Annotated in this window: 22 protein-coding genes; 7 read left to right on the forward strand and 15 right to left on the reverse strand. The window is 44.1% G+C overall.

All coding sequences use genetic code 11. The features are described 5' to 3' along the window. Window positions 1-20 precede the first annotated feature (20 nt). Entirely contained in the window at window positions 21-458 is a 438-nt protein-coding gene (locus BCU34_RS15260; RefSeq protein ID WP_219909161.1) for a DUF3299 domain-containing protein, read from the forward strand. Between the two features lie 115 nt (window positions 459-573). Here BCU34_RS15260 and BCU34_RS15265 read toward each other — a convergent pair whose 3' ends face one another. The 14 genes from BCU34_RS15265 to puuE all read right to left on the reverse strand — a co-directional run bounded on the left by BCU34_RS15265 (window position 574) and on the right by puuE (window position 12,940). Then, window positions 574-1,008 (reverse strand): META domain-containing protein, encoded by a 435-nt coding sequence (locus tag BCU34_RS15265; RefSeq protein ID WP_017105036.1) that lies wholly within the window; start codon window positions 1,006-1,008, stop codon window positions 574-576. Between the two features lie 22 nt (window positions 1,009-1,030). Next, window positions 1,031-1,687, reverse strand: a complete 657-nt coding sequence (locus BCU34_RS15270; protein ID WP_240698053.1) for a hypothetical protein — start codon at window positions 1,685-1,687, stop codon at window positions 1,031-1,033. Between the two features lie 455 nt (window positions 1,688-2,142). Then, window positions 2,143-2,661, reverse strand: a complete 519-nt coding sequence (locus BCU34_RS15275) for a hypothetical protein (RefSeq protein ID WP_102431658.1) — start codon at window positions 2,659-2,661, stop codon at window positions 2,143-2,145. Between the two features lie 247 nt (window positions 2,662-2,908). Then, on the reverse strand, window positions 2,909-3,379 hold the full coding sequence (locus BCU34_RS15280) for a GNAT family N-acetyltransferase (protein WP_102479038.1): 471 nt from the start codon (window positions 3,377-3,379) through the stop codon (window positions 2,909-2,911). Window positions 3,380-3,429: 50 nt separating this feature from the next. Further along, entirely contained in the window at window positions 3,430-4,665 is a 1,236-nt protein-coding gene (locus tag BCU34_RS15285) for an MFS transporter (RefSeq protein ID WP_102479037.1), read from the reverse strand. Between the two features lie 38 nt (window positions 4,666-4,703). Then, on the reverse strand, window positions 4,704-6,200 hold the full coding sequence (locus tag BCU34_RS15290; protein ID WP_102479036.1) for an RDD family protein: 1,497 nt from the start codon (window positions 6,198-6,200) through the stop codon (window positions 4,704-4,706). A 353-nt stretch (window positions 6,201-6,553) separates the two neighbouring features. After that, window positions 6,554-7,027, reverse strand: coding sequence for a GrpB family protein (locus tag BCU34_RS15295; RefSeq protein ID WP_102479035.1), 474 nt, complete (start codon window positions 7,025-7,027; stop codon window positions 6,554-6,556). 16 nt (window positions 7,028-7,043) lie between these two features. Then, window positions 7,044-7,283, reverse strand: coding sequence for a hypothetical protein (locus tag BCU34_RS15300; protein ID WP_102479034.1), 240 nt, complete (start codon window positions 7,281-7,283; stop codon window positions 7,044-7,046). Between the two features lie 143 nt (window positions 7,284-7,426). Then, window positions 7,427-8,200, reverse strand: coding sequence for a TIR domain-containing protein (locus tag BCU34_RS15305; RefSeq protein ID WP_017061600.1), 774 nt, complete (start codon window positions 8,198-8,200; stop codon window positions 7,427-7,429). A gap of 264 nt (window positions 8,201-8,464) precedes the next feature. Next, entirely contained in the window at window positions 8,465-9,781 is a 1,317-nt protein-coding gene (locus BCU34_RS15310) for a urate hydroxylase PuuD (RefSeq protein WP_102479033.1), read from the reverse strand. A 14-nt stretch (window positions 9,782-9,795) separates the two neighbouring features. Further along, window positions 9,796-10,356: an ureidoglycolate lyase gene (locus BCU34_RS15315; RefSeq protein WP_102479032.1), complete on the reverse strand. Its 561-nt coding sequence runs from the start codon at window positions 10,354-10,356 to the stop codon at window positions 9,796-9,798. Window positions 10,357-10,370: 14 nt separating this feature from the next. Beyond that, window positions 10,371-11,357 carry an allantoicase gene (gene alc / locus BCU34_RS15320; RefSeq protein ID WP_102479031.1) on the reverse strand — a complete coding sequence of 329 codons (987 nt, stop codon included), beginning with the start codon at window positions 11,355-11,357 and terminating at the stop codon, window positions 10,371-10,373. A 123-nt stretch (window positions 11,358-11,480) separates the two neighbouring features. After that, entirely contained in the window at window positions 11,481-11,996 is a 516-nt protein-coding gene (uraD, locus tag BCU34_RS15325) for a 2-oxo-4-hydroxy-4-carboxy-5-ureidoimidazoline decarboxylase (RefSeq protein ID WP_048658942.1), read from the reverse strand. A gap of 23 nt (window positions 11,997-12,019) precedes the next feature. Then, window positions 12,020-12,940 (reverse strand): allantoinase PuuE, encoded by a 921-nt coding sequence (puuE, locus tag BCU34_RS15330; RefSeq protein ID WP_102479030.1) that lies wholly within the window; start codon window positions 12,938-12,940, stop codon window positions 12,020-12,022. A 412-nt stretch (window positions 12,941-13,352) separates the two neighbouring features. Between puuE and uraH the strand changes: the two genes are divergently transcribed. The 6 genes from uraH to BCU34_RS15360 all read left to right on the forward strand — a co-directional run bounded on the left by uraH (window position 13,353) and on the right by BCU34_RS15360 (window position 23,050). Further along, entirely contained in the window at window positions 13,353-13,706 is a 354-nt protein-coding gene (gene uraH / locus BCU34_RS15335; protein ID WP_004732855.1) for a hydroxyisourate hydrolase, read from the forward strand. A 304-nt stretch (window positions 13,707-14,010) separates the two neighbouring features. Then, on the forward strand, window positions 14,011-15,354 hold the full coding sequence (locus BCU34_RS15340) for an NCS2 family permease (protein ID WP_102479763.1): 1,344 nt from the start codon (window positions 14,011-14,013) through the stop codon (window positions 15,352-15,354). Between the two features lie 225 nt (window positions 15,355-15,579). Beyond that, on the forward strand, window positions 15,580-17,031 hold the full coding sequence (locus BCU34_RS15345) for a nucleobase:cation symporter-2 family protein (protein WP_102479764.1): 1,452 nt from the start codon (window positions 15,580-15,582) through the stop codon (window positions 17,029-17,031). A gap of 161 nt (window positions 17,032-17,192) precedes the next feature. Then, entirely contained in the window at window positions 17,193-18,557 is a 1,365-nt protein-coding gene (locus BCU34_RS15350; RefSeq protein WP_102479765.1) for an 8-oxoguanine deaminase, read from the forward strand. A gap of 690 nt (window positions 18,558-19,247) precedes the next feature. After that, window positions 19,248-20,486 carry an alpha-xenorhabdolysin family binary toxin subunit A gene (locus BCU34_RS15355; RefSeq protein ID WP_008220977.1) on the forward strand — a complete coding sequence of 413 codons (1,239 nt, stop codon included), beginning with the start codon at window positions 19,248-19,250 and terminating at the stop codon, window positions 20,484-20,486. 167 nt (window positions 20,487-20,653) lie between these two features. Then, complete coding sequence (locus BCU34_RS15360) at window positions 20,654-23,050, forward strand: hypothetical protein (protein ID WP_102479121.1); 2,397 nt, start codon at window positions 20,654-20,656, stop codon at window positions 23,048-23,050. A 96-nt stretch (window positions 23,051-23,146) separates the two neighbouring features. Here the strand turns inward: BCU34_RS15360 and BCU34_RS15365 are convergent, their stop codons facing one another. Then, window positions 23,147-24,583 (reverse strand): amidohydrolase, encoded by a 1,437-nt coding sequence (locus BCU34_RS15365; protein ID WP_102479120.1) that lies wholly within the window; start codon window positions 24,581-24,583, stop codon window positions 23,147-23,149. Window positions 24,584-24,608: the final 25 nt, after the last annotated feature.

The following is a 24,608-nucleotide window of genomic DNA, read 5'->3' on the forward strand; positions in this document are numbered from 1 at the left end:
TAGCCATTTGATGAGACATCTTGTATTCAACATACTTAGCGCAGCAAAAATTAACATCAGAAGGGCTAGGCGCCGATGAATTACTGAAGCTGCGTTCGAAATACATCGCGAATCAACAGCGAGCATCAGAGACATTGACTCAAGACTTTGACGGTAAGAAGGTGCGTATACCTGGATTCCTGGTTCCAATTGCTTTCTCAGCGCCCCTCGTTGCTACCGAATTCTTGTTAGTTCCTACAGCAGGAGCGTGCATACATATGCCACCACCACCAGCGAACCAAATTGTCAGAGTCTCTTACCCCGAAGGCTACAAAGTAGAAACCGTTCAGTACCCAGTTTGGGTAGAAGGCGTGATTTCGTCAAAACTGACCACCGACAATGTATATCTTGTCGATGGCGATACCGATCTGACCATGGGGTACGATATGAATGCTTCGTTGGTAGTGAATTACCACTAACTAAAACGGCGTGAACCACTAAGTGCTAATGCTAGCTTTGGTTTCACCGACAACTCATAACCTATAACAAAAAGAGCCGCATCGAGGCTCTTTTTAACATCCAATCAATCCCAGACTAGCTTGACGGTTCGAAAATCAACGTATTGTCATGCCCGATAATCGTCAGCTGTTCACCTACATCGTCGTAAGCCACAGTAACGCTCTCTTCGAATGTATCAAAAATCAAATTCTCTTGAATCGCTTGAGTTCCACTACAGCCCATTCTCGTGCTGACAATTGGGGTGAATGCCAAATAGCCCTGCTCAAATGTCGTCACGTGGGTGAAAAAATGGTTACACCCCGTACGGCCATAAATGTTGTCTCGTGCTATTTGTATTGATGCTTGGTGTGTCGGCTGCTCACCATTAACACGAATAAGATTCCAAGGCCCCATAACAGCCTGGTGCATTGGTGATAACTCATGAGAGGTTTCTATTTCTTGCGCTTGAACGGCTGTTCCTAACACTCCAGAAAATAACAACACACTAAGCGATAAAATTACTTTTTTCATTATTCTTTCCGTTACTTATGAATTACCAACGTGTGAATTTAATTGAGACTGCTTCACCCATTCCCAGCCCTAACCCGCCAGCTTTAAGGTCAAAAATCTCTCCAGCTTCTCGGTCCCAAATTTTCACCTCATGGTAAAACAAGCCGCTGAAATAATGCCCCTTATTATCGAGTAATTCGATCTGTTTCCCCTTCTCAAGCTTATCGAAGAATCGCTCATCAATATAAGATGAACCAGAGAAAACAGGGATTGTTGTAATACCAGCGAAACGCATCACTAGCTCACCATAATCACCAACAGCACAGGCAATCACAATACCGGCACCGCCACAGGTCGTTACACGATATTGCCAGCCAGAATCGGTAGTAAAGGCACGCTTGATCGTTCCTCGCCCTAATACACCATCTATTTGAATATGAACTTCTTCTGGCAATGTCGTGCCTTTAATTTCAAACATATGAGGTTGAGAGTTACGGAAGTAAGGTATAGACATACCTTGACTAACGAATCGCTTAGTCGGTGTGATAACTTTGATTCTTAACCTATCACCATCAGTGTAACTAATGAGATTAGACAGGGAGCTCGGGTCATTCATATCAAGCTGTTCAATATCAACCCAAGCACCTTTGTTAATTGAATAAAAAGCTTTCATCTCCTCGCTGCCACTTTCTCCAGACATGTCCAAGCTATTCTTGATAAATAGTGTTGAACTTAGCGCCGAGTTAGAAAACATCAGGGTTAATAATAGAAATGTAAGTTTAATTTTCTCCAGCATATACTGACCTTAATATTTAATAAGTATTTAGCTGGCAGGATGTTATGTACAAAAAACAAGAAAAACAACACATGATAAAATAATATATTAGAATCAAGTTGGGGCGCATACTTTTTTACGGTTTATAATAATATAACTATCATACTTTAGAACTAGAAATATAACATTTAACAAGATCAGTAAGAAAAAACCAATGAAAACAAAAGTCTATAAATTAGGGGACGGTAATATTAGCCACACAATAATTTAAACTGAGTTGCGTATGGTTATTTATCAAATAATAAAATGACTAACACGGAAAAGAAAACGAGAGGCTTCCTCGTCAAAGAAAGCCATACCCACTGAATCTAAACGGTAGTTTACCCAAGCTTGTCCAGTTTAAGTTCTGCCGTCACCTTAGTAAGGCGGAGAGCTATCGCAAAGCAAACTAAATAAGGGCTTACATACCAAAAGAGGCTTTCTAGTGGCTGCTTGACCTGGGCCTCTCTGGTTTTAATGTATTGGTTTTTCTGCTTCTCATACTGACTCAACATACCATCCACCCACACCGCATCGCTTTCCACCAGCGAAACGCTCGGCGCAGGAACCGTAAAATCCGATGCATTCGGTAGCAAGGTGAAATCGACATCTTTGAACGTAATTGCGGTATTCAAATACCACAAACACGCTTCATGGTGCTGAGCGTGATTATCTAAAGATGGTTGACCGGTGCAGGTATCACTTCTCAGCTTATCCAAAGAAAACTGCTGAACCGACTCTAAAATCGCCACCGCTCTGGTTTGTTCTGTTTCAACCCAATCACCCGCTACTTTCGCACGAATCTCAGACACTGCACCCAGCATCCCGATACCCGCCAAGAACGGCCATAAATAATCCATAAGTTTCCATTTGCGTCGGCTCAAGTTGAACCCACACCAAATTGGAATATGTAAGATGAGCGTTAGCCCTAGTGATAGCAAAACGAAATTCAAGGAGCTAGAGAGCATGAGTTCGCTATCGAAGAAGTTCCTCATAATGAGAGACTTGCCTGTATAACAAAGAGAAATTTGATACTAGGTTCGATGTTAGAAAAGAGTGTAAGGGGAAAGTAAAAACAGCACCAAGATTGGTATTGGCGCTGTTTATTTAAGCAACCACCGGCTTTTCCATAGGGATGCAATCGAGGCTAATACCTCTAGGCGAGTGATAAGTGGAAAGTTCATCGCCAATAAAGCCACACGAACGATAAAACGTAGCGGCATTCAGGGTCGATTCTAACTTCATTAAGGGCAAGTTGTGTTGAATCGCGAGCTCCTCTAAGAAGTGCAACATCTGCTTCGCTGCACCTTTTCCTGCAAAGTAAGGGTCAACAAAAATAGCATCAACCATACCGGTTTCGATGTTGATCTTACCGCTGCCAATCACTCGACCATCAACTTCTGAAACGTGGAAGGTTTCAACTACATCACTGATGAATCCATCAGACATTCCACCCTGCGTCCATATTGACAGCTGTTCTTCTGAGTAATAAGCCGAGCACTTCTCGACAATGGCACGGCTTCGGATATCGAAAATATCCTGAGCATCAGACTCAACCGCTTTTCTAATTGTAATCATAAGCCTACCTCTGGTGACTAAAAGATACTACTTGCTAGTAAATCGAATAACTACTCGGTGACTAACGCTGGAGATTGCTTCCCCTTAGCTGACATAAGATAAAAACCAACGGCACCAACAACTGAAATTAATATCACACTAAACCAAGTGAAAGTGTACCCATAATCATCGATAAAGTAGCCAATCACGATAAAACTAGGCATGACGAAAACCGTTCGCAAGGTAATGAGCACGCCTTGAATGCGTCCACGATGACTCGACGGGGAGTTGTTTGCTAAATATATGCCCTCTTTTGTCAAAAGAAGAACCTCGCCCGCAGATAGAAATAGCCAAGCAAAGAAATGAACAGGAATGTTGGGAAACAACATGACGAGCATATAACCAAAGGCAAACATAAAGCCTGCATAAGCAAGGCTTACGGTTTCAGCCTTACCTGACGTGAACTTCATTAAGATTGGCGTAATCAGCACCACTACAACACAAGCGTAAGTCATAAGTTGCCCGAAAATAATTGGGCCTTGCTCTCCAAACACATGACTCAAATACAATGGACTCGCCATAGTCATTTGATTTAGCGAATACCACAGTAATCCACATAGAAAAGTGAACAACAAAAGCCGTGGCCTTGATTTTAAAACTGACCAAACCGAACCAGAAACGGGCTGCTCCAGTTCACTCTTGCTGGTCGATTCCGTTCCAGGTTGCAACTTCACAAATGCAGCCACAATAAAAACACAAAAAAGAGCCGCAAAACCGTTGCCGAAAAATATCCAGTCAGTGTGATTCCAGAACAAGTACCCAGCCATAACAGGACCAAGAGCTGAACCAAAGTTATAGGCTAGATAACTCAGTGACATAACTGCATCACGATTCTGAGGGGTAGAAAGGTCAGCAACTAAAGCATTACTCGCGGGCAACGCTAAGCCGCCAAAGAAATAGGCACAAAACAAAAACACAGGTACGACGACCGGAGCATCGGCGAAGAAACCACAAATAATCAATAATACAGCACACATAAACTCGCCAAACACCATGACCCGTTTATGTCCCAACTTATCCGCCAATCTCCCACCTAAAAAGCTCCCTAAAAGGTAAGAGCCCGTCACACCCATGGCAAGGGAACCTGCGACTGTTGCGGAATAACCCAACTTATCGGTTAACAGTAAGACTAAAAATGGAACGATAAAGTTACCCATTCCCAGAATCATTCTAGCCAGTGCTAAATAATAGATGTTATTCGGTAAATACCTGTAAATAGAAATGGCTGAGAAAAGCTTATGAATCATGAAATGCCTAAAGTATGTAAGTGCTTAATTATGAATCTCTATTCGATAGTGCTGAAATCGAGATTTCTAGGAACAGCAACACTAACAACCTGACTTCCCGCGATTAAGTCATGCAAGCAACGTCTGTTTTTACGTAAAGCAAACAGATAGTTTAGCAACGCAATAAATTGACCAATAACAGGAATATAAACAAAGATGTTCATAGGTAAAATTCGTTTGATCATTATTTCGAATAACCCTAGTTGCTTGCCATCCATATCGACAATCGCGATTTCCATTATATTTTTGCCAATAGTCTGCCCTTTCTTATGCAGTAAATAGCCATTCAACAAAAGGAACACGAGCCAACCGTAAGCAGTGACTGCTATTAGTTCTGCTGTATCAGCTGTCCCTGTTTCAAATATTTTTTGGAAATAATCGGTATAGAGATAAATTGGCATGACAATAGCCACAGCAATTAAGACATCAATAAAAACGGCCCAAAAGCGCAGCCACCTAGACGCGAGTCTTACTTTAGGTGCATTTTCAATTATTGGGTTTTCTAATGATTCGTGCTCATTTTTTTCTAAATTGTTGGCTGACACACTAACAACTTGAGTGCCTGCGATTAAGTCATGCAAGCAACGTCTGTTTTTTCGGAAAATGAAAAGAGAATCCAACATGGATATTAAATGGCCAGTGATAGGTATAATAGTAAAGGGAATCATAGGTATCATTCGTTTACCCACAATTTTATATAACCCTATAGGTTTACCTTCCATATCGACAATCGCAATTTCCATTAGATGTTTGCCAATCGTCTGTCCCTTCTTATTCAGTAAATACCCATGTACCAATAAAAACATCAGCCCTAAATAGGCATAGACAGCAGCGACTTCTCTAAGGTCTATCACCCCTGTATCGATTGTTTTTTGGAAATAATCTGTATACATAAAGATTGGCGCAATGATGGCAGCCGTAATGACACCATCAATAAAAAACGCTAAAAAACGAGGCCATCGAGATGCAGGGACAACTTCGGTTGTATTTACACCAATTTCAGAGTTGTCGCTATCTGAACTTTTCTTTGAAACAATGACAACTTGAGTGCAAGCGATTAAGTCATGTAAGCAGCGTTTGTCTTTGCGAAAAACAAACAGATAATCAAACGTTGATATAAATGGACCAATAAAAGGTATGTAAGCTACAGCCACCATAGGAATGATTCGTTTGCCCACTATGTTTAGCAAACCTATTTGTTTACCTTCCATATCGACAATCGCAATATCCATTAGATTTTTACCAATTGTCTGCCCCTTCTTATGAAGTAAGTACCCTTGGCACAAAAAGTAAACCACCCAACTATAAACAGTCAGAGCAACTTGTTCTGTTAACTCAATGGTTTCATTGGAAAGCAATTTATCGTACAAACCGCCATATAGAAAAACAGGAACAATGAAAATCGCATACACGAAAGCATCAATGATAGATGCCCATAAGCGAGACCATCGAGACGCGAGTACAATTGTAGGGGTGTTTTCTATTACTTCAGACATGTCCTTTCCTAAGGTGGTATTGATTATTGGCGTAGAGAAATCGATTTTTGATAGCGTTAGGTTGATGTACTGATAGACAAATCTTGAAATTAATTCGAAAGAAAACACTTTGCTTTCAATAGATAAGAAACGCTTTATAAAATCGAGAGAAACATAACACAGGCAAATGCCAAAACTAATGGACCATGCAATATATGTGAGCTTAGTTGCTTAAATTTCGACTATAAAACGCGATAAGGTAGGTTGAAGGAAATTTAACAAGGTAAATTTTCAGAGGTAATAATTTTTGACTTAACAGTTTGTATTAATAAGACTTTTGTTAATTGGACAATTAGAAGAGAGGGGCATTGTTGCTATTTCAGTTCCAATACATGCTCAATGAAATCCGCTTTCTTTTCACGATACTCTTCTTGCGACCAACCTTCACAAGACATTTTAAGGGCATTGTATTGCTCGACTAGGGCAGGGGCCGCACGTAGCTTGTCACGAAACGTTAGAAAGCATTCAAACTCAGAACCATTAGCGACAACTTGCAACGCCACATCGTCCCCAGATGTAGAATCCAACATACACAGTTCCGGCGTTCTTAAGGTATCGAGTTTCTCATTGAAGCCGAGTGTTGTGAGTCTCCCTATAACATCCTCAAGTTCGACAAGCTCAACACCTACGAAGATATCCAAATCGCCCTTAGACACGGCAAAAGGAATAGAAGATGCGCCTACGTGCTCAACTCTCGCGTTAGGGATTAGCTTTTTGATGTCACGTTCGTATCGGATAAACAGCTCGTTGCAAGCTGCTTGGTATTGCTCCGCGGGGTAAAATTTCATATATCCTTACTCCGAATCACAAACTATTGAAGACACCAATTGCTAACAGAAGCAACACGATGCTAGTAGCTCCGATATAAGAGATTCTTGTTCGCTCTTTTTCCGTTGGAATCAATAGGGGGAAGCGCCCTAATGTGAAGATTTTACAGACTATCCAGCCAGCTCCGTAACCAATAAATTCGATCACTAGCGACTGAAACATATATCTGAAGAATGCGCTTAACGCCCTAAAATACGCAACTATCAAGTCTTCCATTTTCTGTCCTAATCAAAGTCAATTGGGAACAGAAAATGCCATGAGTAGAGATTCATATCAAATTTCTTTACTATGCCTATAACGGTAAAATCCCCTTCAAAGCGGTTATATTGGGTGTTTTATACGATGACTTAACTAAAACATCATGACGCTAAATCTGAACCCAATAACAAATCAATCCCTGCTTCATTGATTGAGTACTGATACACGCCGTTCCCCCAACTATCATGCTCGATGGTTTTTTCAATATAACCAAGACGTTCCAATTTAATTGCAGCCAAACTGATTAAACTATCTGACTCGTGAACATCATTACAAATTTGAAAAAAATCCAAGCCATCAGGGCGAGATGTGTGTGATGAAAGAACAACCGATAAGAACTTTAGATCTACTGTAGAAATAGGATAATTTTTAGAGTTAACTTCCAACACCGTGTTAGCTTTCAAAGATTCTCTATTCAATAAACCTAACCTTTTAACTTCAGCCTTAACTAATGAGCAAGCTCTATTTGTTGCAGAAACAAGATCACCATCACTTCGATTAGCTTCATAATCTGCTGGCATTAAGCCAAGAAGATCTGTGGGTAAGTGCATTTCTTGATTTCGAGGTTTAATAAAAAATGTACGCTCTTTCCCGATAGCTCCTACAAATAACCCCATCTCAAAAAGCACATTATCTCGCACGACATGTTGCTCTCGGCTTCTTATCATAGCAATGTCATCTGGAGCAAAAATAAACAACGCGAAATCAACAGAAGATGACTTTGCAACCAAGTCATCAACACTAGTGGAAGAAAGCTTAAAAGTTCCATTTTTCCAAATAGTAACCTCAAACTCATGATCTAGATTGACATTAATAGCTTCTGCCACATCCAAACTTTCTACTGAAGACGCTATAAATATTCTTGGTTTTCTCATTGAAAACACACCTTAAAAAAGCAATTAACTGCATATAATATAGCTTGGCATATTATTACTCAAACACTGAGAACACTCTAAGTGACATATATACACATATGCCATTAACTAAATAGTATTTCTGCATTCCCTTTGTCCAAAAACAAAAAGCCCCGGTTATAGGAACCGGGGAAACAGGGTGGGATGAGTTTGGCGCGTGCCCGAAACCAAACTCTCCCCAAGCCTCACCTAAGACTCATGCTCTTAGGTAAAGGATTTAAATCATTATTGAAGCGTAGCGCCTTGCTCTACCCAAGTGCCGATCAGTGCGCGTTCTTCATCAGTCATTTGAGTCATATTGCCGAGCGGCATCACCTTGGTTGTTACCGTTTGAGCAACAATTCTTGGTACGTTAGCTTTAATCTCTTCTGGCGTATCAAACATCACACCGCCTGGCGCAGCAGCAAAAGCGGCGTGGCTTGGGGTTGATGAGTGACACACAGAACAGCGCTCTTGAATGACTTTGTTGATGGTTTCAAAGCTGACACCTGCGCTAGCAGGTTGCGTTGCATACGCTGGAGTCTCTTGAGCGTCAAGCACTGCCGAAGCCGTGCTGTTCGCAGCAAGATCTTCTGGAGTCGATTCTGTCGCGCTCACTTGCGCTTCTTGAACCACTGGCGCTTGCACAACCGGAGTCATCTGTTTTTTCGCGTAAGGTGAGGTAACAAACGCAAGCGTGATCATACCCAATGCCGCTACTGGTACTGTCCATGCAAACTTCTGGCTACCATGACGGGTGTTAAAGTAGTGACGCACCAAGATACTGAAGATCGCTAACCCAGCAAGAATCAGCCAGTTGTATTCCGAGCCATAAGTGCTTGGGAAGTGGTTACTGATCATGATGAACAGCACTGGCAGTGTCATGTAGTTGTTGTGACGAGAACGCAGTAGACCTTTCGCTGGTAATGCCGGATCCGGTTCGCGCTTCTCTTCAATCGCTTTCACCAAGTTACGCTGCGCCGGCATGATAACGCGGAATACGTTACCCACCATGATGGTACCAATGATGGCACCTACGTGGATGTAAGCACCGCGACCACTGAACACTTGGGTTAGACCATAGGTCGCAGCAACGAGCAACACAAACAGCACTACGCCAAGCAACACGGGGGTTTTACCTAATGGCGAGTCACACAGCAAGTCGTAGATAAACCAACCAGCAACGAATGAACCAATACCAATCGCGATTGCCGTTGTTGAATCAAGGCCAGAGCCCGGTGCAATCAGGTAGATTTCAGCGTTGAGGTAGTAAACCACACCCAGTAGACACACACCGGTGATCCACGTGAAGTAGGCTTCCCATTTGAACCAGTGCAGGTGCTCTGGCATTTCTGGTGGCGCAAGTTTGTACTTCTTTAGGTGATAAATACCACCGCCGTGAATCGCCCATAAGTCGCCTGAAAGGCCCGTTTTAGGGTTAACTCGGTTAAGGTTGTTCTCTAACCAAACAAAGTAAAATGATGCGCCTATCCACGCAACACCAACAATCATGTGAGCCCAGCGTATTGCTAAATTCAACCATTCTGTAATATGCGGATCCATAATAAACTCCTGTATCACAACGCTTTAGCTAAGCGTTGCTCTTCCTTGTTGTCTTCCGTTGGCATATCTTCCAAATGCAATGCCACTCGATCGTTGTCGAAATAAACTTCATCACAGTTATGTCCTTCTCCGCCTCTATCGACAATCAAGAACTGGTCTTGATCCGTGAGCGCAAGAACCGGGTGATGCCACACCCCTTTGTGATAGTTCACTCCTTGACGGCCGTTGCTCAAGAAAGCTCGGCTATTGGCTAACGTTGGGTTATCGCCTTTTGGTGCAACAACAATTAAATAGGGTTGACCAAGTAATGGAACGAATGCCTGAGAGCCAAGTGGATGACGCTCTAACATTTCGATGGTCAGTGGGTAGCTCAACGGTGTGGCTTGGAAGATGCTGATGATCGCTTCTCCGTCTTGGTCTTGCACATCCGTTGTCGCTAGCTTGTGATAGCGACGTGTTGATCCACTGTTGATCATAAAGAAATCACTATTATCGGACTCGATAACATCACCAAACTCAGCAAAAGCCTGCTTGGTTAACGGTTCGATGGATAAACGACGTATTCCATTACTCATACTCATTTCCTTACCTATTTCGCTTTCGTACCAAATAGACGCAAACGGCTGATACCACCATCTGGGAATATGTTTGCACGTACATGGGTAATCGCACCAAGGTCGTTTACCTCAGAAATGAATTCGTGAATCTCATGCGCTTGCAGCTTTTGTGCTGGCAAGAGTTCACGCCAGAATAGGCTTTGTGTTTCCACTTGATCGTCGGTACCACCTTTCACGTAAGCCGCTTGGATTGAGCAGCAGTCTGGGTAGTTACCTTTGAAGTGTGCCGTATCCACAACGATACGTTCGATATTACCGGGGTGACCTAATGCCACGATAACCCAGTCGTTACCCGGTGTACGACGACGTGCTGTTTCCCAGCCATCACCCATGTTTTCACCGCGGCCTGGGCCTAAGATGTTGGCTTTGTTGCCGTAGTGCTCATCGCTACATGCGAGTGCTCGGCCACCGTGCTCAACCGCTGCTAGGTCGACTTGTTGTTGAGAATCTATTGCGTCCCAATCCACGCTTGGTCGGCCATAAACACGTAGGCGTGCGACACCGCCATCTGGGTAGATGTTCAAACGTAGGTGCGTAAATACTTGGTCACTTTCGATGTCTTCAAGATGATGATGATCACCTTGTAGTGCCATTGAAGGCAGAATTTCTTGCCACTCTGTTGAGTCAGTTGGCTCACCTTGTGGTGAATAACACGCGTCAATTGATGCCGAAGGTGGGAAGTTACCTGTGAAGAATGAGGTATCAATATCAACGCCAGCAATGGTGCCAGCTAGGCCAAGACGAACGACACAGTAGTCGTAACCTTCACCGCGTTTGCGTCTGCTTTCCCAACCGTCCATCCACTTGCCGTTGTCGTCGTATAAGTCGTCTTTCCACTCTGGTGCTGCATGGCTGAGTAAACGGCTTTTATCGGCGAAAAAGTCGTCGGTTGCGAACGTAGCTTCTGCGCCGAGTTTTTCGTCTGCAAGGTTTATGTACTGTTCAAATTTATGGGTCATGTACGTGTAATCCTATGAAATTAATCAAGTAATAATAAAATGAGAACTTAGTGGCTTATGTTTTTACAAATCAAACCTTTAGCGCACTAAGACTGGGCTGAGATAGCTGTTAACTCCGTTAACTTACATATCCCAGAGACGAAACATCGCGATCTTGTTGATCTCTTGAATCGCCGTAGCAAACTCAGTTTCACTATCATTTCCTAATCGCATCTCGAACGACTCAAGAATTTGGTAACGATTGGCTCCCTTCACCGCCATGATAAAAGGGAAATTGAAGCGACTTTTGTAGCTGTTGTTGTAAGAAGTGAATTTTTCAAATTCTTCGGCGTTGCACTGGTCGATGCCCGCCCCCGCTTGTTCTTTGGTCGACGACTCGGTGAGTTCGCCGTTTACTGCTGCTCGACCTGCTAAATCCGGGTGAGCGTTGATCAAAGCCAACTGTTTGCCTTGGTCGGCATTTAACAAGGTCGAGGCCATTTTCAGATGAAGATTCTCTATATGATCATCTTCGGCATTCAAACCTTGGTCATATACCGCTTCAGCAACCCATGGGCTGTGTTCGTAAACATCAGCAAAGTGCGCGACAAAGGTATCGCGGTTCATGGTTGTTGGTTGGCAAGATCGAAATTCAGTCACGTTAAGCCTCCTTGCTGTTCGTTCTAATTTTGTTGTTCGTTGTATGGGTGATGTTGGTGCCAGTGGTTCGCGATATCGATTCGACGACATAGCCACACGCTGTCATGCTGTTTTACGTAATCTAAGAAACGTCTTAATGCAGCAATACGACCGGGACGACCAATAAGACGACAATGCAACCCAACCGACATCATTTTCGGTGCGGCTTCGCCTTCCATATAAAGGGTGTCAAACGTGTCTTTTAGGTATTGGAAGAACTGTTCACCAGAGTTGAAGCCTTGCGCGGTTGAAAAACGCATGTCGTTCACATCGAGTGTGTAAGGGATCACCAGTTGTGGATGACCGGTTTCGGTATGCCAATAAGGCAGGTCATCGTCATAGGCATCCGAGTCGTAAAGAAAACCGCCCTCTTCTGCAACCAAGCGACGCGTATTTGGACCCGTTCGACCGGTGTACCAACCTTGTGGGCGTTGACCCGTCACTTGTTGGATGATCTCGATCGCTTTGGTCATGTGGTCGCGCTCTTCTGACTCATCAATGTATTGATAGTCGATCCAGCGATAACCGTGGCTACAGATTTCGTGACCCGCTTCGACCATGGCTTTGGCAACGTCTGGATGACGCTCAATCGCCATTGCGACAGCAAATACGGTCAGTGGGATTTCATATTCATCGAACAAGCGAAGAACACGCCACACACCTACACGGCTACCATATTCATAGATGGATTCCATGCTGATGTGACGTTCGCCTTTGATCGGTTGTGCTGACGGGATCTCTGAGAGAAAGGCTTCAGACTCGTCGTCTCCATGTAACAAACAACGCTCACCGCCCTCTTCATAGTTCAATACAAAAGAAACCGCGACGCGCGCATTACCTGGCCATTGAGGGTTTGGAGGGTTAGCTCCGTAACCGATCAAATTTCTTGAATAATCCTTATTCATCCAAGTACTCCTAACATAAGTGGTTGGCTTAGCCGCTCTTTAAGTAAGTCACCAAATGATTCAACCAAATGGATTCTCGATAAACAGAGCAACCTTACCCCTGTACATTTATTGTATACAATTATTTATCTCAATGTAAAGATTTTGTTATTTAAGTTAAATTAAAGCACTATTACCAATTAAAAACAACAACTTAACAAAACCAAAATTCACCAAAAAAACGATAATCAAGATCTATAAATTCAGAAAAAACGACACAATGGTTAACATTTTTCCAACAATTAGCTTTACTAATTGTGTACAGTTCGTACATAGTTAGTGATAACAAAGTGACCAGTTGCATTCTTTGCAAGGTCGAAGCAGACAGATAAACCACGGAACAGAGGAGCGCCAAAAGCGCTATTAAAGGACTATGGGAAGACTAACAACACACGTATTAGACACGACTCACGGCTTACCGGGTGCAGAGATCAAGGTAGAGCTTTATAAGGTCAATGAAGACTCAACAGAAAAGCTGGCGACGGTAATCACGAACTCCGATGGCCGAACCGATGCGCCGATTCTGGCAGGGAATGATTTCCGACCGGGGAAATATCAATTGGTGTTCTACGTTGCGGATTACTACAAAAGCAAAGGTGTGGAATTGGATGGTGTGCCTTTCCTAGACGATGTGGTTATTCGTTTCGGCTTAGATGATCCAGAAGCGCATTATCACGTTCCTCTTCTTGTCTCGCCTTACAGTTTCTCAACCTATCGGGGCAGTTAGTCCCGTGTCCTAGAACTTCGAACTAGGCTCAACCATCGAATAATAAACAGATTCGTGCGTGCATCTAAAATGATGCGCGCTCATTAAGCACGCTCATATAAAAATACTAACAACGTTAATAGTTAGAGATTAATAGCTAGAAAACAGATGGTTAGAAACCAATGGCTGGAAAATGCATAGCTAGGGAGTTAACCGTTAGGAAACTAATAAATAGAGAGCTAGTGGCTAGGAAAAACCTTAAAACTTAATATTGAAATCTCGCTGTATTCAATAAATGGATCACAACATAAAAGGACTTGCTGACATGAGTGAGAGTAAAACAGAAATACTCAACCAAGATGCGAATAACGGATTTTTAGAGAAACTCTTTAAAATTAAGGCCCACGGAAGCAGCGTAAAAAATGAGTTGGTCGGTGGTGTCACTACCTTCGCTACCATGGCTTACATTATCTTCGTTAACCCACAAATAATGGCCGCTTCTGGCATGGATTCAGGTGCGGTATTCGTCGCAACCTGTATTGGTGCTGCGATCGGTTGTTTGTTAATGGGGTTATTTGCGAACTGGCCTGTCGGCCTCGCACCGGGCATGGGCTTGAACGCCTTCTTCTCGTTCACGGTAGTAAGCGAAATGGGCTACAGCTGGGAAGTGGCACTGGGTGCTGTGTTTATCTCAGGTATCTTGTTCGTCGGAATGAGCTTTTACAAAGTCCGCCAATGGATAATTGAAAGTATCCCGGTAAGTCTGCGTTACTCCATGACAGCGGGTGTGGGTTTGTTCTTAGGCCTGATTGGCTTAAAAACAGCAGGCATTGTCGTCGAAAACCCAGCTACTTTGGTATCACTTGGTGACTTCACTAAACCTGAAGCTCTGCTCGCTGCTATCGCATTCTTGATTATTGCGGTTCTAAGTGAGCGTAAAGTATTTGGCGCGGTACTGATCGGTATTTTGAGTGTAACGCTTGTCGGCATGATGCTTGGCTTAGTGCATTACAACGGCTTCTTCGCAGCACCACCAAGTTTAGCGCCTACATTCCTAAAAATGGACATTATGGGTGCGCTTGATGTTTCGATGATCAGCGTTATCTTGGCTTTCCTTTTTGTAAACATGTTCGATACCGCAGGTACTTTGATGGGCGTGGCAGAGCGCGCAAACCTAACTAATCCTGAAACGGGCAAAATTGAAGGTCTTAGCAAAGCACTGAAAGCTGACAGTATCTCAAGTGTGGCAGGTGCGTGTGTGGGTTGTCCGCCAGTAACCAGTTATGTAGAGAGTGCAGCGGGCGTTGCAGCAGGCGCACGAACTGGTCTTTCAGCAATTGTGGTTGGTGTGTTGTTCTTAGCAGCGATTTTCCTATCGCCATTAGCAGGTATGATCCCCGCTTACGCAACGTCTGGTGCTCTTATTTACGTGGCATTCGTGATGATGAGCAGCATGCAGCACGTCGATTGGAAAGACTTTACCAACGGTGCTCCAGCTGCGATTACCGCACTGATGATGCCTCTGACCTTCTCTATCGCTAACGGTATCGCACTGGGTTTCATTACCTATACAGTGCTGAAACTTGCAACAGGTAAAACAAAAGACGTATCAATTTCGATGTACTTCTTAGCGGCTATCTTCATCGCCAAGCTGGTGTTCATCGGTTAACCCTATAGCTCCTGAGCAGTCATTTCTTGATTGCTCACAACGTTGCTTGGCTGGTTCGCGAGCCAAGCAACAATATGATTTTTAAGAAAGCTAATTGTATTGATGACGAGAGAGCAGAATCCCTGCTGATTCAGTGCACCTTTTTTATGACCCTACGCAGTTTGTAGAAGTCATTATTTGACCGCCAATCGCCTGTAAACGGAAACGCAGGCAGAGGAATATCAAATGAAACTTCTGTACACCCTAAATGAAAGACCGCCTCACGGCTTAACCCTTCTACTCGCATTGCAACACATGCTCGCCTCGATTGGTGGCATCGTTGCAGTCCCCCTTATTGTTGGTGCTTCAATTGGCCTGCCTAACACAGAGATCGTCTCGCTGATCAATGCGGCGCTATTGGCGTCAGGTATTGTGACTGTCGCTCAATGTCTTGGCTTTGGTCCTATTGGTATTCGACTGCCCGTTGTGATGGGTTCAAGCTTTGCCTTTTTAGGTGTCGCCATTTCAATCGGTAACGAAGGTGGTGTCGCCGCGATCATGGGCTCAGCGCTTATAGGCTCGTTCGTGGTGATTGGTGCCAGCTTCTATATGGACAAGGTTCGCAAGCTGTTCCCAACCGTGGTAAGTGGTGTGGTGGTTACCCTAATAGGATTAACCATTTTACCGGTTGCCATGAATTGGGTCGGAGACTCCCCTGCCAACACGGAACAATTCGCCACGCTACCAAAGCTGTTTCTAGCACTGATCTCTTTGGGGATTGTGGTTGGCGTATCGGTTTACTGTAAAGGCGCGGTTGCCGCTTCGGCCATCGTGATTGGTTTGGCGGGCGGCTACATTGTGGCGCTATCACTCGGCATGGTCGACCTTGAGCAAATCAGCTCTGCCGCTTGGATCGGTGGACCTGAGCCCTTCAAATATGGCTTTACCTTTTCTGCGAGTGCCATCATCAGCATGAGTTTGGTGTACATCGTGGTTATCGCCGAAGCAACCGGTGACTTCATGGCACTAGGCAACAACTGCCAAACCCAAGTCAGCGGTAAAGACTTAAAACGTGGTCTGTTGGGCGATGGACTTGGTAGTACCTTATCTTCGATTTTAACGGCAATGCCATTGGCGTCATTCAGTCAAAACGTCGGCATTGTAGGTATCACAGGTGTAGCAAGTCGCTATGTAGTGGCTGCAACCGGTGGTTTGCTAATTTTAGGTGGTTTATTCCCGAAATTAGCTGCTATTGCCGTCACGATTCCGAAACCTGTTCTAGGTGGTGTGGGCTTCGTGATGTTCGGTATGATTGCTTACGCGGGTATCCGAATGTTGATCAAAGCCGCAGACACCAAGCGAAATGCCTTGGTAATCTGTGTTGGTTTAGCGTCTGGTTTGGCCGTCACTTTCGAACCAAGGTTGCTGCAACACTTACCACATGACCTAGCGAACTTTCTTCACTCAGGTATCACTACCGGTACTATTATGACGGTACTACTGAACCTTGTTTTACCAAAATCTTCACGAGCAGAAGAGCAAGAAGCGTTAGCCGAGAGCCAAGCGCAAGTTGAGCTAGAAATGAAAGAACAGGCTGAAGAAGAACTACACTCAAACGAGCAATCAGAGATTCAACAAGCAACAACAGAACCTGACGTTCAAACGGCATCAGAAAACCCTGAGCCAAAAACTAACTAGATGATTCGCTAATTAGCGTTAAAACGATTTCCGTAGAATCACGGGCGTAACTAGAACACTAATTGTTTCATCGCCCTTGATTCGAATTTATCTTTCAACAACAAATACCAAATAAAGACCCTCTTCCCTGAAAAGGCTGAGATGGCTAAGGACTACTATGAATGGAAACCATCTGGATTAAGAATCCTCTCGCAATCTACACTGGCTCACACGCTGATGCAGAAGGCGGCATTGTCATTAAAGGTAATACAATCATTGAGCTGGTTGGCAAACACAAAGAGCCAACCTTACCCGTAGATTACAGCGTCGACGCCTCTCGTCATGTTGTGACTCCTGGGCTTATCAATGCGCACCACCACTTCTACCAAACCCTGACGCGTGCCTACCCCGGCGCACTCAATAAAGAACTCTTCCATTGGCTACAAAGCCTCTACCCGGTTTGGGCCAACCTCGATTCTGAGATGATGAGCCTAGCTACAGAGCTGGCGCTGGTTGAATTAATGATGTCGGGCTGTACTACTGCATCCGATCACCACTACTTGCTACCTAATGGGCTTGAGCACGCTATTGATTTACAAGTCGAGGCCGCAGAGAAGCTGGGCGTTAGAGCCATATTCACACGTGGTTCAATGAGTCTTGGGGAAGATGAAGGTGGGCTACCTCCACGACACACCATTCAAACCGAACAAACCATCATTGATGACAGCCAGCGCTTGATTCGTGATTACCACCAGCGTGATGAAGGCGCGATGATTCAAATCGCACTCGCGCCTTGTTCGCCGTTCTCGGTCACCACCGATCTAATGAAAGAGACCGCCAAGATCAGTGAGCGTGAAAACGTCATGATGCACACGCACCTGTGCGAAACCTTAGACGAAGAAGACTTCTGTATTGAGAAGTTTGGCCTGCGCCCTGTCGATTACCTAGAAGATGTCGGCTGGCTCAATGAACGCACTTGGCTTGCTCATGGTATTCACTTCAACCCAGAAGAGATTAAGCGTTTGGGTAAAGCAGGGATAGGTATCAGCCACTGCCCAACTTCCAACATGATGTTGGCTTCCGGTATTTGTAAGAATAATGACCTCGAGGCCGCGGGTGTAAAGGTCGGGCTGGGTGTGGACGGTTCTGCTTCAAACGATGGCTCCAATATGATTGCCGAAGTTCGCATGGCGATGTATCTACAACGTCTGCAATATGGCTCAGCAAACGTATCTCACTTCGACGCACTGCGCTGGGCAACATCAGGCTCTGCAGCGGCAATGGGCAGAACCGACATCGGTACGCTAGAGGTCGGTAAACAAGCTGACATCGCGATGTTCAAACTTGATGACATTCGCTTCTCTGGTAGCCACGATCCACTTGCAGCACTACTACTCTGCGGCGCTCAACAAGCGGACAAAGTAATGGTTGCCGGAAAATGGCGAGTTAACGATGGTTCGGTGATCGGCGTAGACATGGAGCAGTTAATGCACCGTCACCACGCCGCTGCGATGAAACTCGGTAAACTGGCAATGAATAATAACTAACGCCAATGCTTGCCCATCATAGTGTATATATCACTATGATAGGCAAGCTTCCTTAATACTGCTAATACTAATTCACTCCTGACTATTAGATACGCCGTCCTATTGGTTGTTCTTCCCTTAAATATCCAACCAAACCTCACCCTACAATTAACATCACTAATTTAATTATTGCTAATTTAAATCTAGCTAATTTAATTAAATCTAAATATTAAACCTCTTAGTTATTTGGCACAGGTCAAATTTAAAACGCTTGTTCTATTTATATAAATATCAATTCAATCAACAGATTTAGTAATAATCACAACAATTATTATAATTACATTTTTATCATTTAACTCATTGGTGAATAGAATAAAAATCGCCGACGCCTTTCTAGATATAGCCTGAAGAAAGAATGGAAACTAATGATTTAAATATCACCAAATTCAATAGATCAACAATCAAACAATATGAATCCCAATATGTGATCTAGATAGAACTTTTCATTATAAATTTGCTATAGATTGACCAAATCTTATAAAAACAAAAAGCGCATTAATGGAGAGTGTATTTAAAACCCACAGCATAATTACAACAATAACAATATAAATAATTCAATAAACCCGCATAAATATATAGGAATACCATTTTCATGGTAGGGGATTTTATTGTCTCTAAAAAAGCTAATCACAAATCTAACAGGGATAAAACATGAAAAAAATCACACGAACGCTGGTATTATCTTCGATCTCGATTGGACTGCTTTCCTCTTTTGCTTTCACTTCTCAAGCAGCGCCAATTCAAGTTAATCAAGCGTCAGCCGAACAGAACATACCTCAGATCACCTACGATACGATCACCGGTGAAAATGGCGTTTTTATCGATCTAGAAACCGACAATTTCATCCTCAAACAGCAAGAGTGGTATCAGATTCAAGCGTATGTCGAGGGAGCACTGGCACTGCCCGTAACAGAAACCAGCATGAAATCGGCTTTTAGCATTCCTAACGACATCCCTTTTTCTAACTTCCAAGCTTTAGTTCAGCAATATTCCAATATCCATGACACCGCTTTCTACTGGAAAAAAGACCTGTACCCAAGCATCGTGGACCTCTCATTGAGCCTAGCGAACTATGTACAAATCAAAGACTACATGCTCAACCCTTTGAGCGACGCCCTTAATGAGATGTTGGCAAAGGCATTTTCACCGTTACCAGAAGATATCGAGGCTGTTGAGCGCAACCGAAAAATGGCGATTGCTTATCTGAAAAGCCTGCAAAACTTTTCATTGAGATACCAGCAAGAGGTGTCCGATGTGGGTGACAACCTGTTGGACTTTTCTGCGCAACTAGACACGCAAAAGCTACAACTTGAAGTGTTGGAAGGGACCCATAACGGGTATCTAACGGATGATGGCAGCGTACTTCAACAGCAAGTGAACGATATCAATGCCCGAATCGCACAACTCAACAAAGACTACACGCACTATGTCACGGTTGCCTCTACTGCCGTCACCTACGCGTGGTTCCCTTTAGTAGCCGTACCAATTATGGGTGTCTACGGAGATAAAGCAGAGAAAGCGCGTAAGCTTCGCAACGAACTGCAAAATGAAGTTAAAGATTTAGAAGAACAGTTGTCTTACACACAAAAGGTATATAACTCTTACCATCGCTCTTCAGAAAGCATTGACCTTATATCTCAGCAAATTGAAGACGCTATCCCACATATTAATAAGCTCAAGTTAAATTGGCAGCAAATGAACACCGACTTCACATCACTGCTTGCTGCATTGGATGAAGCTCAAAACAATGCCGATATCATGAAAGACGACGCAATGCTTGGTGCTATCGGTGCATTAGCCAATACATCGGTTGCAGAAATGAACTGGAATAACATCAGCGAGAAAGCTAAGGCATTTGCAAATAATGCTTATATTCAAGAAATGGAGTAGTCCATACCCATCGACAAATAGCTCGGCAAAGCGAAGCCTCGCTATAAGTTAAACCAGTAAGACCAATAAAAACAAACTAACAACAGAACCCCACGCCTTATGAAAAATAAGGTGTTGGTTTCTGCTACCCAAAATTTGGCTAATACTCATTTCGACAGGACATTAATATGAGAATTCTACCGATTATTATTTCTCTTTCATTATCTCCACAAGCTTTTGCTAGTGACTGGCTAGAGCTTAATAACTTGCCTAATTCCATCGAATACCCAACTTGGGTTCAGTCTGCCTATTCAGATGTCGATGTTCTCTCTCGCTCTACATCTGATCTCCACATCAACCTCAGTGACTGGGTTGCAGAGCAGAACCTTTACGTGACTAAGCCCTCCAAGATCGTCGTTTTTGCCGATACCATTGAGGTTCCAGAAAACTTCAACTTGGTGGTGAATAACCAAAACATTCTCATTTTTGCCCGTAAAATTGTCGGACAAGGCGCCCCGACTTTCGTTCTCGGGCAACAAGGCGCTGCGGCATCAGTGACTGTGATTGCAGGAGAGATCGAAACTCCAATTAATGTCCTCGCTTTCCAAAACGATGGCAGCATTACACGAGATGCCCTTTCAGCAGAAGATGGCGATGGAACCTCTGTGGCATTAGCAGGAGAACACTACCGCAGAACCACCATCGACTCGAACATTACTGGGCAAATGAAACTAGCGACCACACCTTTTACCGACATTGTTAACCGCTCTTTTGATATGGCTGCCAGCTTATTCGACACCAACCCAGAGCTTAGTCTCGAACTGATTAATTGGATCGAGCAGAGTTTGCGTCACGCAGGCTCAGTGGTGGAAGATGACCCTATCCTTTCAGACCTATACCTCCAAACCGTAGCCTTCAAACAGTTCATTAGTTTCAGCACTAAAGAGAGTAACTATGTGCCTTATCTCGACAAGGTGCTCTACCAAGGCAAATACGAAGCGTACCTGAATGCAATGATCGCGTATCAAGCGCAGTGGGATATCATTCAAGACAGAAGTACGGTGATCGAAGACAAGATTGAAGCTGCGAAGTTAGCACTCGCTAACGTTGAAGACGTTCTCAGAGCACAAGAATCGATCATCACTCAAACCCAATCCAACATCGACAAAATAGGCGACAGCCTGACCGAGATCGACAGCCAATACAAAGCTCAGGAGCTTGTGACACTGAGTGCAAGAACCACTTACTTGGTCGGCGTGGAAAACTGGAAAACTCAGCAAGAGCTCAATGCAGCCTTGGCTATCTTCAAAGCCATCGCAGAGATTGGCAGTGCCGTCAGTGGCGTATTCACAGGGAACCTATCTGGTGTGAACGACCTCACCGAACAATTAGCCAAAACCCCGGAGGCTTTAGATAAAGCGAAAAACTTAGTCACCAATATCAAATCAGTCACGGGGATCATTGATAGCGTTACTAAGACCATTTCGGGCATCGCACAGCTCACCGCCGATGTGAAATCGACCATCAAACTTCATAAAATCTCCGAAGCGATGGATGGCTTTGACTTTAATATTCCGACTTTGAATGAGAGTAATCTGGCCTGGGATCTGATGATCACCGAGATCCGCAGTAACTTAAGACTTGCTGATAGCTTGGGAATTAAAGGCGCGAGACAATACCTAGTCGAACTTGAAAAACAGGTGCTATTAGGCAAAGCAATTAACACCACTCAGCTTAACTTTGCACAAGAGCAAGCCAAACTCGTCGACCTATTATTGACCAAGAACGTCACCGCTAATCAACAGCAAAGATTGAGTGACGCCATTGAGAGTTATCAGGTAGACAGCGAAGGTTTCGACTCCATCGAGCGTGAGCTGTCGCGAGTGCTAATGCACTTCAAACGACCAATGTATGTGGCTTTATCTAACTATGTTCAGGCATACGAATACTGGGCGTTGAAACCAAGTGAGATCACACCTTCGCTGAATAAAAGTTACTTGGACTACCAGTTTGACCTCGCGTCCATAGAAAATGAGTATGTGAATGCACTCTCTTCATTCCAGCCAGCACCACAAGACTTCACTATCGACAACTACACCATCTCTAGCCCAGAGCAACTCGATAGCTTCGCAACCACTGGCGAGTTGAACTTCACAATTCCATTAGGGCAGGCACAACTATGTTCATTCGACCGAGTTAGACTCTCTACAGTACGTGTGTTCTTAGAAGGGGAAAACTTACCTTATGGCAAGCAGTTCAACCTTGGAATATCGAGTTCAGGTAACTATGCCGACCGCTATCAAGATCAGGATTACCAATTCAGTTCTAATCCGGTCGCACGGGCGTTTTACTACCGCTTAGATGATCCAACCACCAATGACGTTAGCATCATCACCGATGGCGCAGTGGCGAATAGGTTCGAGTATGCGTACTTCCAACCAACTCCATTCTCGACATGGAATGTCACCCTCAACAACTACGATGAGGCAGACCAAGCCAACAACCAATACCTAAAAGATGTCGAACAAATTAGGGTTGAGTTCTTAGGCAGTGGTATCCCGAATGGCAACAGTTGTTCTAACTGAAGTGAGAAATAACCAAGCTATCTAATAGCCATAAAAAAGGCCGACATCTTGTCGGCCTTTTTGGTTTTATTCGATTAACTACTTAGCGTTTGGAGTCTAATCCATCAAGCTCTTCGACTTAATCGCTTTCTTAGAAAGTTCTTTGGCAAAGGCTTTAATATCAGCTTCAAACTCATCAACGCTTTGGCGGATTTCATCCAGTTGAACCGTCTGCATCACTCGGTTTTCCATTACGATTTGGCCGTTAACAATGGTGGTGTCGATGTTGCTTGGGTTCGCTTGATAAACCAGGGTCGTGTATGGGTCGTAACTTGGCATCATGTTCGCCGATTGTGTCTCTACAATCACGATATCCGCTTTCTTACCCGCTTCAAGAGAACCGATTTGGTCTTCCATGTGTAGGGCTTTTGCGCCACCTAATGTCGCCATCTCAATCACTTGTTCAGGAATCATGATGGTACGGTCAGAATGCTTTAAACGTTGCATGTTGGCTGCGTAGCTTAGAGTACGCATGATATCGACTTGGTTAGAGCTCATTGGGCCGTCTGTTCCCAAGCCGATTCGCATATCAGCACGGTACATATCCCACGCAGGTGCAATGCCTGTCGCCCCTTTAGCATTGGCCATTGGATTGTATGAGATACCCGCATCAGCTTGTTTCAATAGCTTTTGGTCATTCTCTGAAAGGTGGATACCGTGAGCAATCACTACGCGCTCGTCCAGTACTCCAATTTCATCCATGTATTCGACTGGCGACGTTGCCTTAGTTTCGTCTTTGATACGCTTTTCTTCATTCGGGAATTCAGCAACGTGAATCAACACAGGCACATCGTATTGAGCCGACAGTTTATTGATTTCTTGCAGTTTATCTTTGCTCACGGTGTACACCGCGTGTGGCGCATAAGCGGGTGTGATTAACTCATCGTTTTTGTACTGCTCAATAAAACCTTTAGCATACTCAATCCCGCCATAAGGTTCTTTGGCATCAACCACCGGGAACTTAATCACGGTTTCGCCCAGCACAGCACGCAAACCAACTTCTTTGGTCGCCTTGGCCATTTCGTCCATGTGGTAATACATGTCGGCATAAGTAGTTACACCGCTTTGTGCCAATTCGATAGAGCCAAGCTTAGTCGCGTTGTAAATCAGTTCACGGCTTAGCTTTTCTGCTTCTAGAGGAAAGAAGTAAGCGAACAAGCGGTTCGAAATGCCCTCTTCGCCTAAGCCACGAAACGCAATCATAGGTAAATGGTTGTGCGCGTTCACCATGCCCGGCATAACAATCCCATCTTGAGCATCAATCACCTTTTCAGCACGGTACTGAGCAATCAAATCCTCATTGCCCACCGCGATAATCTGGTCGTCTTTTACCACTACCACACCATCTTCAATCACATCCATTTCAGAGTTGATTGTTAGAACCTGTCCATTGGTTATGATCAGATCGGCGTTGTATGTTTGCGTCGCGACTGTCGAACCACAGCCTGCCAGTAGAACTGCGCTGATGGTGCATGCCAAGCTTTTAAGCGTCATTGCTAAACCTTAATGTTGTGCGTGT

The organism is Vibrio sp. 10N.286.45.E10, assembly GCF_002874195.2.
Taxonomy (GTDB): domain Bacteria; phylum Pseudomonadota; class Gammaproteobacteria; order Enterobacterales; family Vibrionaceae; genus Vibrio; species Vibrio crassostreae.